General features: G+C 73.0%; 13 protein-coding genes and 1 pseudogene. 7 read left to right on the forward strand and 7 right to left on the reverse strand.

The window, feature by feature from the left end; translation table 11 throughout:
* The first annotated feature begins 32 nt into the window (after nt 1-32).
* Both ABT158_RS33780 and ABT158_RS33785 read left to right on the forward strand, forming a co-directional pair.
* Nucleotides 33-1,559: a serine/threonine-protein kinase gene (locus tag ABT158_RS33780; RefSeq protein ID WP_352360456.1), complete on the forward strand. Its 1,527-nt coding sequence runs from the start codon at nt 33-35 to the stop codon at nt 1,557-1,559.
* 155 nt (nt 1,560-1,714) lie between these two features.
* Complete coding sequence (locus ABT158_RS33785) at nt 1,715-2,665, forward strand: hypothetical protein (protein ID WP_352360458.1); 951 nt, start codon at nt 1,715-1,717, stop codon at nt 2,663-2,665.
* A gap of 111 nt (nt 2,666-2,776) precedes the next feature.
* Here the strand turns inward: ABT158_RS33785 and ABT158_RS33790 are convergent, their stop codons facing one another.
* The 3 genes from ABT158_RS33790 to ABT158_RS33800 all read right to left on the reverse strand — a co-directional run bounded on the left by ABT158_RS33790 (nt 2,777) and on the right by ABT158_RS33800 (nt 5,017).
* Entirely contained in the window at nt 2,777-3,145 is a 369-nt protein-coding gene (locus tag ABT158_RS33790) for a DUF5130 family protein (RefSeq protein ID WP_352360460.1), read from the reverse strand.
* 121 nt (nt 3,146-3,266) lie between these two features.
* Nucleotides 3,267-3,557 carry a hypothetical protein gene (locus ABT158_RS33795; RefSeq protein WP_352360462.1) on the reverse strand — a complete coding sequence of 97 codons (291 nt, stop codon included), beginning with the start codon at nt 3,555-3,557 and terminating at the stop codon, nt 3,267-3,269.
* A gap of 53 nt (nt 3,558-3,610) precedes the next feature.
* A complete protein-coding gene (locus ABT158_RS33800; RefSeq protein WP_352360464.1) occupies nt 3,611-5,017 on the reverse strand; it encodes an amidase in 1,407 nt (468 codons plus the stop codon).
* A gap of 139 nt (nt 5,018-5,156) precedes the next feature.
* Between ABT158_RS33800 and ABT158_RS33805 the strand changes: the two genes are divergently transcribed.
* Nucleotides 5,157-5,984 carry a nuclease-related domain-containing protein gene (locus ABT158_RS33805; protein ID WP_352360466.1) on the forward strand — a complete coding sequence of 276 codons (828 nt, stop codon included), beginning with the start codon at nt 5,157-5,159 and terminating at the stop codon, nt 5,982-5,984.
* Nucleotides 5,985-6,007: 23 nt separating this feature from the next.
* On the opposite strand, the gene ABT158_RS33810 is transcribed toward ABT158_RS33805, so the two are convergent.
* Nucleotides 6,008-6,733, reverse strand: a complete 726-nt coding sequence (locus ABT158_RS33810; protein ID WP_352360468.1) for a TetR/AcrR family transcriptional regulator — start codon at nt 6,731-6,733, stop codon at nt 6,008-6,010.
* An 81-nt stretch (nt 6,734-6,814) separates the two neighbouring features.
* Here ABT158_RS33810 and ABT158_RS33815 point away from each other — a divergent pair, with 81 nt between their 5' ends.
* The 4 genes and pseudogenes from ABT158_RS33815 to ABT158_RS51345 all read left to right on the forward strand — a co-directional run.
* Nucleotides 6,815-7,624 (forward strand): thioesterase family protein, encoded by an 810-nt coding sequence (locus tag ABT158_RS33815; protein WP_352360470.1) that lies wholly within the window; start codon nt 6,815-6,817, stop codon nt 7,622-7,624.
* Nucleotides 7,625-7,729: 105 nt separating this feature from the next.
* Nucleotides 7,730-9,568, forward strand: coding sequence for a dihydroxy-acid dehydratase (gene ilvD / locus ABT158_RS33820; protein WP_352360472.1), 1,839 nt, complete (start codon nt 7,730-7,732; stop codon nt 9,566-9,568).
* Between the two features lie 74 nt (nt 9,569-9,642).
* Complete coding sequence (locus tag ABT158_RS33825) at nt 9,643-10,140, forward strand: helix-turn-helix transcriptional regulator (RefSeq protein WP_352360474.1); 498 nt, start codon at nt 9,643-9,645, stop codon at nt 10,138-10,140.
* An 89-nt stretch (nt 10,141-10,229) separates the two neighbouring features.
* Nucleotides 10,230-11,072: pseudogene (locus tag ABT158_RS51345) on the forward strand (serine hydrolase); the annotation flags it as partial.
* 27 nt (nt 11,073-11,099) lie between these two features.
* Here ABT158_RS51345 and ABT158_RS33830 read toward each other — a convergent pair.
* From ABT158_RS33830 to ABT158_RS33840, 3 genes are read right to left on the reverse strand one after another with little or no spacing between them, the layout of a single operon-like run.
* A complete protein-coding gene (locus ABT158_RS33830) occupies nt 11,100-11,315 on the reverse strand; it encodes an FmdB family zinc ribbon protein (protein WP_352360476.1) in 216 nt (71 codons plus the stop codon).
* A 9-nt stretch (nt 11,316-11,324) separates the two neighbouring features.
* Nucleotides 11,325-12,152: a GNAT family N-acetyltransferase gene (locus tag ABT158_RS33835; protein ID WP_352360478.1), complete on the reverse strand. Its 828-nt coding sequence runs from the start codon at nt 12,150-12,152 to the stop codon at nt 11,325-11,327.
* Between the two features lie 46 nt (nt 12,153-12,198).
* Entirely contained in the window at nt 12,199-12,708 is a 510-nt protein-coding gene (locus ABT158_RS33840) for an HNH endonuclease (RefSeq protein WP_352360480.1), read from the reverse strand.
* Between the last annotated feature and the right edge of the window lie 214 nt (nt 12,709-12,922).

Here is a 12,922-nt window from a genome sequence, read left to right on the forward strand (position 1 = left end):
GAGCATGGAGACCGGGTGTTAGCCTCAAGTACGTGCTAGGCGCCGGTACCACGCTCAACGACCGCTACGTGCTGGCCGACCGCCTCGGCGGCGGCGGCATGGGCGAGGTCTGGCGTGCCGACGACCTGGTGCTGGGCCGGGCCGTCGCGGTCAAGGTGATGATGCCCGCCCTGTCGGAGAACCCCACCTTCACCCAGCGCTTCCAGAACGAGGCCAGGGCCATGGCCACGCTCAGGCACCGCGGCGTGGTCGGCGTCTACGACTACGGCGTCCACGAGGCCGACGGGCGCCGGGTCAGCTACCTGGTGATGGAGTACGTCCGGGGCGAGTCGCTCGACCGGGTCCTGCGGCGCGGCCCGCTCGGCGCGCAGGAGGCCATGCGCCTGGTCGCCGAGGTGGGCGACGCGCTGGCCGCGGCCCACGCGCAGGGCATCGTCCACCGGGACGTCAAGCCGGCCAACCTCATGGTCCGGCCCGACGGGCAGGTGGCGCTGACCGACTTCGGGGTCGCCCACTCCGGCTCGGCCGGTCATCTCACGGCCACGGGCACCATGCTCGGCTCGGCCGCCTACTGCGCGCCGGAGATGGCCGCGGGCAACGAGGTCACCCCTGCTGTCGACGTCTACGCGCTGGGCGTGGTGGCCTACGAGTGCCTGACCGGGCGGCTGCCGTACCAGGGGGACACCCCTGTGCAGATCATCTTCAAGCATCTCAACGCGCCCGTGCCCGAGCCGCCCGCCGACCTGCCGCCGGCCGTGCGCCAGGTGGTGACGCGGGCGCTGCAGAAGGACCCGGCGCAGCGCTGGTCGTCGGCGTCCGACATGGCGCGGGCGGCCCGTGCGTCGGTCACCGGCGCGGCTCTGCCCGGCCCGCCGCTCACCGCCCCTCCGGCGACCCCGCCCACGACGGGCTCCCACTCGGGTCTCCCCACCGGCTCTTATACAGGTCTTTCCACGGACCCCCACACGGGTCTGCCCATGGGCTCCCCCGCGGCTTCTCCCACGGGCTCCCATCCGGGTCTTCCCACGGGCGCCCACCCGGGCCTCCAGCCGACGGGCGTCATGCCCGCGGCCGACCCCGGCTCGCCGCTCACCATGCCCTCGGCTCCCGCCGGCGGCAGCTCCCGCCGTCGTCGCACGCTGACGGCCGTGGCCACGATGGCGGCCGCCGTCGTGGTGTCGGCCGCGGTGGCGGGGTCGGTGTGGCTGCGTCCGGCCGAGCCCGCCAGCACGGGCCAGGTGCTGCCGCCCGCCGACGAGACCACGCAGGTCCACAGCCCGAGCAGCCCCGAGCACACCACCAGGCAGCCCGCGCCGCCGACCAAGGCCGTGCCGAGCGCCAAGCCGAGCGGCACCACCAGCGCGACCCCCGGCCCGACCGTGGCCCCCACCACCCCGAGCGCCACGCCCACCGTCTCGCCGAAGCCCACGCCGACCGTGACCACCTCCGAGCCCGAGCCGACCCAGGAGCCCACCCAGCCCCCTGAGGAGCCCACGGACGAGCCCACGGTCACCAGCCCGCCGGAAGACGTGCAATGCGTACGCGCCCCATGCCCGTAACCACCCCGGGCCGCCCGGCGCCCACGCGCCCCAGGCCCGTGACCGTTTCGGGCCGTCCCGCGCCCACGCGCCCTGAGCCGGTGACCGTTTCGGGGCGTCTGGTGCGTGTGCGCCCCATGTCCGTGACTGCTGCAAGATCGTGAGAAAGTCTTCGCGTGGATTCGACTCGTGAGCTGCTGATCGCCCTCGCCCGCCGGTACGCCTTCGCCGATCTGGGGGCGCTCGCCCCCACGGCCGAGATCTCCGACGTGTGCGAGTTCGGGCAGCGGCTGCTCTCGCTCGACGCCGAGGACTTCGCCGCCGAGGCCAGGTCCGTACCGGCCGACCTGCGCCGGCTCGCCCGCGCCTGCCACATGCCGCAGACGCCGCGGGAGCAGCCGCGCGGAGCCCTGGAGTCGCTCAAGCCCGCCTACGGCCTGCTGCTCGAGGTGATCGCCGTCCGCTGGCACCGGCGGGAGCTGAGCCCCATGATCGCGGCCGTGCACATCGCCAGCGAATACCTGCCGCTGCTGGCGTTCGAGCCACAGCTCGGCCACGCCGGCGACCCGGCCCGCTGGCCCGCCGGGCTGAGCGCGCCCGGGAGCAGGTTCGGCGTGATCGGCGACCGCGAGTGCGACCACACCAAGTCCGAGCAGTCGGCCACCAACCGCACGCTGCGGGTGTCGGTCGAACCCGGCGAGGGCTGGCGGGCCTACTTCGACCGGCAGCACAGCCAGCTGGCGGGCGCGCTCGCGGTCTGCGTCGCGACCTGCCGCAACCCCTGCACGGCCATGGACTGGATCGACCCCGAGCCCCGCGCCGACCTGCAGGTACGCGCCCGTACCGCGCTGACCTTCGCCGAGACGCCGCTCGTCCGGCTGCGGCACGCCGCGCCCGTCGGGCACGGGTTCGGGGTGCCGTCGCCGGAGGAGGTGCTCGACGCCTGGGAGCGCAGCCGGACGGCGCTGGACAAGAACGCGGTGGGCGCCACCGCCGCCAAGGACGACGGTTTCCCGCTGCCGGGGCTGCCCGCCCTGTTCTCGGCCGTGGCCGGAGCGCCGATCGAACCGTCCAGCCTGCTCGCCGGCGTCAGCGACCACGTCGTCACCCTGCTGCAACGCGCCTGACCACGCCCGCCCCAACACACCTCGGCCGACGGGCGCAGCGCACCCGGGCCCTGAGGGCCGCACCCCTGACACCACCGCAGGGCACAGCCCGCCGAGGCTCCGGTGGTGCCATTAGTGGCGGTGGCTGGCTTGGTCGGCGAGGGCGGTGATGCCGTACAGGAGGCCGCCGATCAGGTCGCCCGCGCTGAAGGCGGTGGCCATCGACAGGGCGGTGAGCCGGCAGGCGCCGTCGCTCAGCCGCCGCCTCGCGTTCGCGCCGGTCACGATCTCCAGGGCGTGTCCCGCCGGATCGACGAACACCACCACGGCATCGGCCGACTCAGCGCCCAGGGCGGCGTGCAGGCGCTCGGCGAAGTGTCGTCGCGCGCCGACCGGCTCGCCCAGGAAGACGCCGAAGCGCAACCCGCTGCGCCGCTCGGCCCTCTGGACGGCCCGCCTGAGATCGTCGGCCTGAGCCGTCGTCAGCGCCCGCCTCGGCACACGGGTCAGCGTCCGCATCGGCGCCTGCGCCGAAGACTGTGTCGGAGGCCCCTCCGAGGGCCGTTCCATGGGATGCTCCGGTGCCTGCTCAGAGGGCTGGTTCGAGGGGGGCATCGTGACCTCACCAGCCTGCCGAGGCGCCGCCGAGGGGTTCGTCCGGCTCGACGGCCATGGCCGCGGCCGCCCAGTCCGGTTCGGGCGTCCGTGCCCAGGGAGCGGGCCCGTCGGCCAGCACGCGTGCCGACGTGCTCACGCCGTGCTCGCTCCCGGACGGCCCGCCCAGCCACACCGGGCCCGGCTCCGCCACCCGGGACGAGCCCCGCCCCGGCACCATGACCAGCAGGCTGATCAGTACGAACAGCCCCAAGGACACCCCGATGAGAAAGAGCAGACTTTCCGCCGCGCTGTTCACACGACGAACGTAATCCTCCGGCGGGTGCCCGGCCAGACCCGTACGGGCACCTCCTACCAGACGGACGGCCGCCGCTCGCCCCAGAACCCGCCCACAGCCGCCTCGACCTGGGCCGACAGCGAGATCAGGGTGCCCTCGCCGCCGATCCGCCCGGCCAGCATGACGCCGATCGGCAGGCCCTCGGCACTCCAGTGCAGCGGCAGGTTCACCGCGGGCTGGCCGCTGACGTTGTAGATCGCCGGGAAGGCGGCGAAGCGCTTCATGCGTTCGAACGTCTCCTCGACGTCGTCCACGTCCTCGAACCAGCCGACCGGCCTGGGCGGCTGGGTGAGGGTCGGGGTGAGCACCGCGTCGTAGGCGTTCGTGATCGTGAGCGCGCCCCGGGTGGCGAGCTGGAGGGCGGCCTGGGCCTGGAGGAACGCGGGGGCGGTGGTGGCCAGGCCACGCTCGCGCAGCCACCGGGTGAGCGGCCTGAGCAGGTGCCGCTGGTCGTCGGCGACCGGGTGCATACAGGCGAAGGTGTACCAGAGGGTGACGAACTGCGACACGAGGTCGGTGCCGAACGGCCTGGGGATCTCCACGACCTCGTGCCCGAGGCCGGCGAGGATCGCGGCGGCGCCCTCGTACGCGGCCAGCACCTCGGGATCGACCTCGGCCCCCGGCACGATGGGGTCGGCGTAGCGGGCGATGCGCAGCCGTCCGGGGTCGCGGCCGGCGCAGGCGAGGTACGTGCCCTCGTGCCGGGGCGCGAGGTAGAGGTCGCCGGGCTCGTTGTGCGCCATGACGTCGAGCAGGGCCGCGGCGTCGGCCACGGTACGGGCGATCGGGCCGTTCGTGGACATGCCGGCCAGGTCGGGGATGATCGGGGCGAAGCTGATCCGGCCCCGGGTGGGCTTGATGCCGTACAGGCCGCAGGCGGAGGCCGGGATGCGGATCGAGCCCGCGCCGTCGCTGCCCTGGGCGGCCGGCGCGAGCCCGGCGGCCACGGCGGCGGCCGCTCCCCCGCTGGACCCGCCGGCCGACGTGCCGAGGTCCCAGGGCGAGCGGGCGGGCGGCGAGACGTCGGTCTCGGTGTAGCAGGGCAGCCCGAACTCGGGGGTGGCGGTCTTGCCCAGCATGACCGTGCCGGCCTCGCGCAGCCGCGTCACGACCGTGTCGTCCACCGGCGCGACGAACCCCCGGTAGACCGCCGAGCCGAAGGTGATCGGCACATCCTTGACCAGATTGAGGTCCTTGACCGGGATCGGCACCCCGGCCAGCGGCCCGTCAGGCAGCTCTTTCTCCAGGCGGCGCGCCTGGTCGAGCGCCTGTTCCGCGGTCACGGTGACGTACGCGCCGACCGAGGGATCGATCCGCTCGATCCGGTCGAGATAGTGCTGGGCGAGCTCGACCGGTGAGACGTCACGGTCACGGACGGCCCGGGCCTGCTCGAGCGCGGAAAGCTCGTGTATTTCTCGCACGATCGGCACACTAGGCATCTCTAGAGAAGAACGTAAGACATACCCCGAAAACATGAGTGGAACACGATGAGCTGGGCCATAAAACTATGGACAGGTCAACACTAGGAATCGTTCCGATCTCCGAGCTACGGTGAGTTACGTGGACTCCGACAACCAGCGAGAAGACGGTCACAACGCGTCACCCATCTGGGTGAGCGACCGGCCAGAGGGCGAGCGCACCGCCGCCGCGACACCATCGGCGCCCACCACCACCTACGCGCCCGTGGAACGCGCGTCCGTGCGTGACCTGCTCCAGGAACCGCGCTTCCGCCGCATGCGCAATCGCGCGCTCGTGGCGATCGGCGTGGCGATCGTGGTGGGTTTCCTGCTGCGCGACTGGCGTCTGGGCGTGACCGCCGGGGTGGTCGCGGCCATCCTCGAAGCGGTCTACCGGGCGCGGTCCCACTCCACGGTGCCGGCGTGGCGGCGCGCGTCCGTGGCCGAGCGGCGTACCGAGGGGCAGCTCCGCAGGCTGGAGCGCAGCGGCTACCGCACCCTGCACGCCAGGGCGATCCCCGGCAGCGAGGCCCAGATCGACCACCTCGTGGTGGGGCCGACCGGCGTCTACGCCGTGGACTCCGAGAAGTGGGACAAACGGCTACCCGTCCGCGTCCAGTCGGGCAAGAAGCTCTTCCACGGCCCCTTCGACATGAAGCCGAGGCTGACCGAGGCCAAGTGGGAGGCGTCCCAGGCCAGCGAGCTGATCAGCAAGGCGTTCGGCCGTGAGGTCGTCGTCGTGCCCTCCCTGGCCATCTACGGGCCGCCCGTGCCGTGGAAGATCATGACCATCCGCGGCGTGGACGTCTACCAGGGCGACCGGGCGCGCAAGTGGATCACCAAGCGCGAGCGGGCGCTCACCCCGGCCGAGATCGACCGGCTCTACGACATCGCCGCCCAGGTCCTGCCCGCCCGGTACGGCGAGGGCTAGGACGGCCGGCCTGCCCCGCGGAGTCACGCTCCGCGGGGTTTTTTCACGCCCGCCGACGTGCCCGCCGACGTGCCCGCCGACAGCCGGGCGCCGAAGTCGTCCAGCTCGGCGGCCAGCACGCCGCTGGGCGGCAGCGCGTCCGGCAGGCGGGACAGCAGGGCCGTGCCCACCCCGGCGATGCGGACGATGTGGTCGATCAGCGCCTCCCGGTCCTCGGGCCAGGGGAAGGACGGCTGGGCGATGAGCAGCGAGACGCAGCCGTGCACGGCCGACCAGAGGCCGAGCGCCAGCTCCTCGGGGTCGCCTTCGAGCACGCGGGCCGCCACGCAGGCGGCGACGGCGTCCACCATGTGACGGAAGCACGCGGCGGCGGCCGGCGGCACCCCCTGGACGGCCGATGGCCGCATCATCAGCACCCGGTACTGCACGGGATGGTCGAGGGCGAAGCGGGCGTAGGCCCGTCCGCAGCGGCCGAGCGCGAGGAACGGGTCGCCGGTCAGGTTCTCGCTGAACATCCGGCCGAACTCGTCCCACACGCGCAGGCAGACGGCCTCCAGCAGCGCCTCCCTGTCGGCGAAGTGCAGGTAGACCGAGGGCGTGGACACCCCGGCGCGCTGGGCGACGGCACGCAGGGTGAGGGCGTCCTCGCTGCCGGACTCGGTCAGCAGGTCCTCGGCCGCGCGCAGGATCTCCTCCCGCAGCAGGCCGCCTTCTCCGCGCCGGGCGCGCACACGTCTCGCAGCGGTCATGGATCTCAGATTGACGCCGTCAGGTTGACGGTGTCAATCTGACCTTCTGCTGAACGGATATCTGAAGGGATATCGCGAAAAATGGGGACTTTCGGGGAGGCGACCGCGCTGGTCGCCCGCGGCGCGGACGAGTTCGGCGCCACGCTGGACGCCCAGTGGAGCGTGGGCACCAAGCTGCACGGCGGCTACCTGCTGGCGGTGCTGGCCCGCGCCGCCTGCCAGAGCGGCGCCGGCGAGCGGCACCCGCACGTGACCGCCGTGAGCGGCGCCTTCGTCGAGCCGCCCGCGCCCGGCCCGGCGGACGTGCGCGTGGAGCCGCTGCGGATCGGCCGGAGCCTGGCCCAGGTCCGGGTCTCGCTGGCCCAGGAGGGCAGGGTGCGCGTCGAGTCGCACGTCACGCTCGGCGTCCTGGACGACGGCGACCCCTGGTGGACCTCGCTCCCGCCGGTCGAGCTGCCGGCCGAGGAGGACTGCTTCCTCGCGCCCACCGACCCGCCCGGCGCGGACTTCGCCGTGCCGCTGATGGCCGTGGTCGAGGAGCGGGTCGATCCGGCGCATCTGGCGTTCGCGTTCGGGGCGCCGACCAGGAAGGGCGAGATCGCGAGCTGGCAGCGCCTGGCCGACGGCTCCGACTGGGACCCGCTGAGCCTGCTGGTGGCGCTCGACCCGGTGCCGCCGGTCTCGTTCGACCTCGGGCTGTCCGGCTGGGTGCCGACGATTCAGCTGTCGGCCTACATCCGCCGGCTGCCCGCCCCCGGCCCCGTCAGGGTCCGCCTGTCGGCCACGGACGTCGGCGGCGACCGCATGGACGAGGTCGCCCACGTGTGGGACTCCAAGGGGCGGCTGGTGGCCCAGGCGACCCAGCTCGCGGCCGTACGGTTGCCGGACTGAGGCGTCCGGAGGCGTCCGGAGGCGTCCGGGGAGTGGACACGCGTCTCAGGTGCCGGGCGGATGGCCGTAACATGTGAAGACTCGCCTCATGATGGGAGAAGCACAATGCCGGCCCTCAGGTCACGTACGGTCACCCACGGCAGGAACATGGTCGGCGCCCGGGCCCTGCTCCGGGCGACCGGCGTAGCCGGGAGCGACTTCGGCAAACCCATCATCGCGGTGGCCAACAGCTTCACCCAGTTCGTCCCGGGCCACGTGCACCTGCGCGAGGTCGGCGACGTCGTCTCGGCCGCGATCCGCGAGGCGGGGGCGATCCCGCGCGAGTTCAACACGATCGCCGTCGACGACGGCATCGCGATGGGCCACGGCGGCATGCTCTACTCGCTGCCGTCCCGCGAGCTGATCGCCGACGCCGTCGAGTACATGGTCAACGCCCACTGCGCCGACGCGCTGATCTGCGTCTCCAACTGCGACAAGATCACGCCGGGCATGCTGCTGGCCGCGTTCCGGCTGAACATCCCCACGATCTTCGTCTCCGGCGGCCCCATGGAGGCCGGCAAGACGCCGGGCCGCAAGCTCGACCTCATCGACCCGATGATCGCCGCCGCCGACGAGTCGGTGACCGACGCCGAGCTGCTGGAGATGGAGGAGAACGCCTGCCCCACCTGCGGCTCCTGCTCGGGCATGTTCACCGCCAACTCCATGAACTGCCTGACCGAGGCCATGGGCCTGGCCCTGCCCGGCAACGGCACGATCCTGGCCACCCACAAGCGGCGCAAGCAGCTCTTCGAGGACGCCGGCCGCCAGCTCGTCGAGATCACCCGCCGCTACTACGAGGACGGCGACGAGTCGGTGCTGCCGCGCTCGGTCGCCACCCGCGCGGCGTTCGAGAACGCCATGGCGCTCGACGTGGCGATGGGCGGCTCCACCAACACGATCCTGCACATCCTGGCCGCGGCCCGCGAGGCCGAGGTCGACTTCGGCCTCAAGGAGATCAACGAGATCTCGCTGCGGGTGCCGTGCCTGTGCAAGGTCGCCCCGGCCACCAGCAAGTACCACGTCGAGGACGTCCACCGCGCCGGCGGCATCCCGGCCATCCTGGGCGAGCTCGACCGGGCCGGGCTGCTGCACCGCGACGTGCCCACGGTCAACGGGGGCACGCTGGCCGACACGCTGGCCGCCTGGGACGTCAAGTCGCCGACCGTGCTGCCCGAGGCCGTCGAGCTGTGGCACGCGGCGCCGGGCAACGTGCGCACGGTGAAGGCGTACTCGCAGGACAACCGCTGGGACTCCCTCGACCTCGACCGGGCGCAGGGGTGCATCCGCGACCTTGAGCACGCCTACAGCGCCGACGGCGGCCTGGCCGTGCTCTACGGCAACATCTCGCTCGACGGCGCGGTGGTGAAGACCGCGGGGGTCGACGAGTCGATCTGGAGGTTCAGCGGGCCCGCGGTGGTGTTCGAGTCGCAGGAGCAGGCCGTCGAGGGCATCCTCGGCGGGCGGGTCAAGGAGGGCGACGTGGTGGTCATCCGCTACGAGGGCCCCAAGGGCGGCCCCGGCATGCAGGAGATGCTCTACCCGACCTCCTTCCTCAAGGGCAAGGGTCTGGGCAAGGCGTGCGCGCTGGTCACCGACGGCCGCTTCTCCGGCGGCACGTCCGGGCTGTCGATCGGGCACGCCTCGCCGGAGGCGGCCGAGGGCGGCGCGATCGCGCTGGTCGAGGATGGCGACGTCATCGACATCGACATCCCCGGCCGGTCGATGGAGCTGCGGGTGCCCGAGGCCGAGCTGGCCGCGCGGCGCGAGCGGCTGCTGGCCGACCTGGGCGGCTACCGGCCGCGCGACCGCAACCGTCCAGTGAGCGTGGCGCTGCAGGCGTACGCGGCGATGACCACGTCGGCCTCGACCGGCGCCTCGCGTGATCTGTCGCAGCTGTCCCGATAGTTAGGGTGCGGTGGACCCCCGGTCCACCGCACAGATTTTCGAAAATTGTCGGTGGTCGTCCCTATTCTTGGGGTATGACGACAGTCGTGAAGGACGAGACTCGCCCGCTGACGACCGCCGAGATCGCCGCCATCGCCCTCTCCCTCGCTCACCTCGGAGCGGGCCCGCAGGCCGTCGCCGCACGGCGCGGCCTGCAACACGCGCTCGAGCACCTGGAGCTCGACGACGACGTCATCGCGACCACGCTCGCGACCCTGACCGAGCCGCTGCCCGTGGAGACCGCCTCCCGGGCCAGGCTCATCGCCGACGCCATCACCAGCCGCCTCATGATCCGCCTCCACTACCGCGACGCCTCGGGGGCCGTCACCTCCCGCGACGTCGAGCCGGTGACCTGCCTGGTCCACCGCGAATACTGGTACCTGGTCGGCGTGTGCCGGATGCGGCGGGCCATCAGGGCGTTCCGGTTCGACCGCATCATCGCGGTCGAGCCCACCCTGACCCCGTCGCGGCCGCACCTGGCCGACCGGTTCCTGCCCTTCCAGCGCCGCCGCCGGCGCACCCCCGCGGCATGAGCCGCACGAGAACCACCGCGGCGTAACCTGCCGCAAGCTTGACCCTCGGGCCCCCGGGCGTTGGTGCGGGGCGTGACAGGCTCGCGCACATGCGCGTCCGGGGGATCTCGCTCATCGCCGCCCTGCTGCCCGTCGTCGTGCCCGTCGTGGTGTCCGCCTGCGCGGCGGGCCGGCGTCCGGCCCCGCTCCCGATCGTGGCGCACCGCCAGGCGGTGGCCGTGGAACGCCTGCTGCCGCCGGCCACGCGGCGGGCGCTCGACCGGGCGCTGGAACGTCAGCTGCGGGGCCGTCCGGGGCGGGTGGCGCTGTCGGTGTACGACCGCGCGACGGGCGTGCGGTACTCCTACGCCGAGGGCAGGCCGTTCGTGCTGGCCAGCGTGGCCAAGGTGGACATCCTGCTCGCCCTGCTGCTGCTCAGGCAGAGCGAGCACCGGCGGCTCGGCGCGTACGAACGCAGGCTCGCCTCCCGGATGATCCGCCAGAGCCACAACGAGAGCGCGCACGAGCTGTACATGACGGTCGGCGGCCAGGAGGGGCTCAGCCGGGTCCTGGGCGCGCTGGAGGTGCGCGACACCAGGCCGGGCGCGGGCCTGTCGTGGGGCATGACCCTCAGCCACCCGTCGGACCAGGTGCGGGTGCTGGAGCAGCTCACCGACCCCGCCGGGCCGGTGCCGGCCGCGAGCCGCCGCTGGGCGCTGGGCCTCATGTCGTCGGTGGACCGGTCGCAGGCGTGGGGCGTCAGCGCCGCCGGCGGCGAGGTGGCGCTCAAGAACGGCTGGCTGCCGGTGGACGCGCACGGCGGGCGGTGGACGGTCAACAGCGTGGGCCGGATCGTGCTGAACGGGCACGAACTGCTCATCGCCGTGTTGTCGGAGCGCAGCCCGGACATGGCGACGGGCGTGGCGACCGTGGAACAGGCGGCCCGGCTCGCCGTGGAGGCGTTCACCCGGGCCCGCCGGTCAGGAGGAGCAGCAACCTCCGCCGCAGCAGCCGCCGCCACCTCCGCCGGCCGGACGGGGAGCGGCGGCGCCACCCGTCATGGACACGGTGGACAGCAGCTTGACCGTGTCGCCGTGGCCCTCCGGGCAGGTCGCCGGCTCGTCTGAGGCCGACATGGGACGGGAGACCTCGAACGTGGAGCCGCAGGCGCGGCAGCGGAAGTCGTAACGCGGCATGCGGTAAGCCTAACCCGCTGTGGCCGGTGAGCGGGAGCCGGCGTAGGTCAGGTGCGCATGGTCGGAGACGGGCTCGTAGCCGATCGACCGGTAGATCGCGTTGCTGGTCGGGTTGTCCAGGTCGGTGAAGAGCACGACCTGCTCACACCGTTCGGCCAGCGCCACTTCGCTGGCGTACGCGGTGACCGCGGCCCCGTAGCCCTTCCTGCGGCACGACGGGGGCGTGTAGACCGGTCCGACGCGGCACACGCCGCCGGCCGCCCGGCCGAGCCCGGCCACCGAGACCGGCACGCCCTCGGCCTCCCACACGAACAGCTCACGCCCGGCCACCCGCTGGGCGACCCGCTCGGCGACGTCGTGCGCCTCACCGAGCCCGACCTCGGCGCCGAACGCCTGGTACCAGCTCACCATCAGCGGGAAGTCGCCAGGCCCGGCGAGCCGGCCGCGGCCGGGCACGGACGGGACGGCGAGCGCGCCGAGACGGTAGAGCCGTTCGGACACCGTCCGGTCGGGCTCGCCGAGCAGCCGGACGACCTCGGCCGTCACCTCGACCGGCCCCACGACCATGGGCAGGTCGCCGCCGAGCGCCTCGACCAGCGGGGCGACGGCCTCGGCGGGCATGCGCGTGAGGCTCAGGGGGGCGGGCGGCGTGCGGAAGGCGGCGGCGCGCACCTGGCCCCCGGCGGTCCACCAGGCGAAGAAGGCGGCGTCGGCGGGATGGCCGGCGCGCAGGTTGGCCAGGACGGTCAGCGGAACCGTGTTGCCGACCGGGTCGCCGAGCAGGAACGGCTCGGCGACCGCGGCGAATTCCTCCGGATCGGAGGTGAAGGTCCACATACCCGTCATGGTGGCAGGCGGTGGCCTCCGGCTTCAAAAGGGATTCCTAGGCCGCCGCCTCCAGGTAGGGCGCCCATTGCGGATCGCCGACGAGCGAGGCGCCGATGAGCCGCCAGTGGGCGCCCCTCGGCACCGCCGGGAGGACACGCAGCGTCCAGCCCAGCTCCTCCAGGTATTTGTCGGCCTTGCGGTGGTTGCAGGTTGTGCACGAGGCGACGCAGTTCTCCCACGTGTGGGTGCCGCCGCGCGATCTCGGGATGACGTGGTCGATGGTCTCGGCCCGCTGCCCGCAGTAGGCGCAGCGGTAGTCGTCGCGCCGCATGAGGGCGGCCCTGGTCAGCGGGATTCGGGACCGGTAGGGGATGCGGACGTATCTGCGGAGCCTGATCACCGAAGGCACGTCGAGGGTGCAGCTCGCCGAGCGGAGCTGGGTGCCCCGCCCGTCTCGGTGCACGACGTCGGCCTTCTCCCGCAGCACCAGGACGATGGCCCGGTGGAGCGAGAGCGTGGTGAGCGGCTCGTAGGTGGCGTTGAGCAGCAGGACCTGGCGCGTCATCGGGCCTCTCCCTGCCGCGCGCGTATCAAAGGGGACATGCCGTGGCATGTCCCGCCTGTCGGCCCCTCCTGGGGCACTGGTGCTTCCGTCACATGGACCTCCGCCGGACGGTCCAGCGGATGGTCACCACGGCACCGTCCTGTCACCAAGTCTGGCGTTAGCCGTAGCGTCCCCGCCACCCCATAATCTTCAAGCCGGAATGACCAGAGGGACA

The sequence above is a fragment of the Nonomuraea sp. NPDC001636 genome, from assembly GCF_040298265.1.
Taxonomy (GTDB): Bacteria; Actinomycetota; Actinomycetes; order Streptosporangiales; family Streptosporangiaceae; genus Nonomuraea.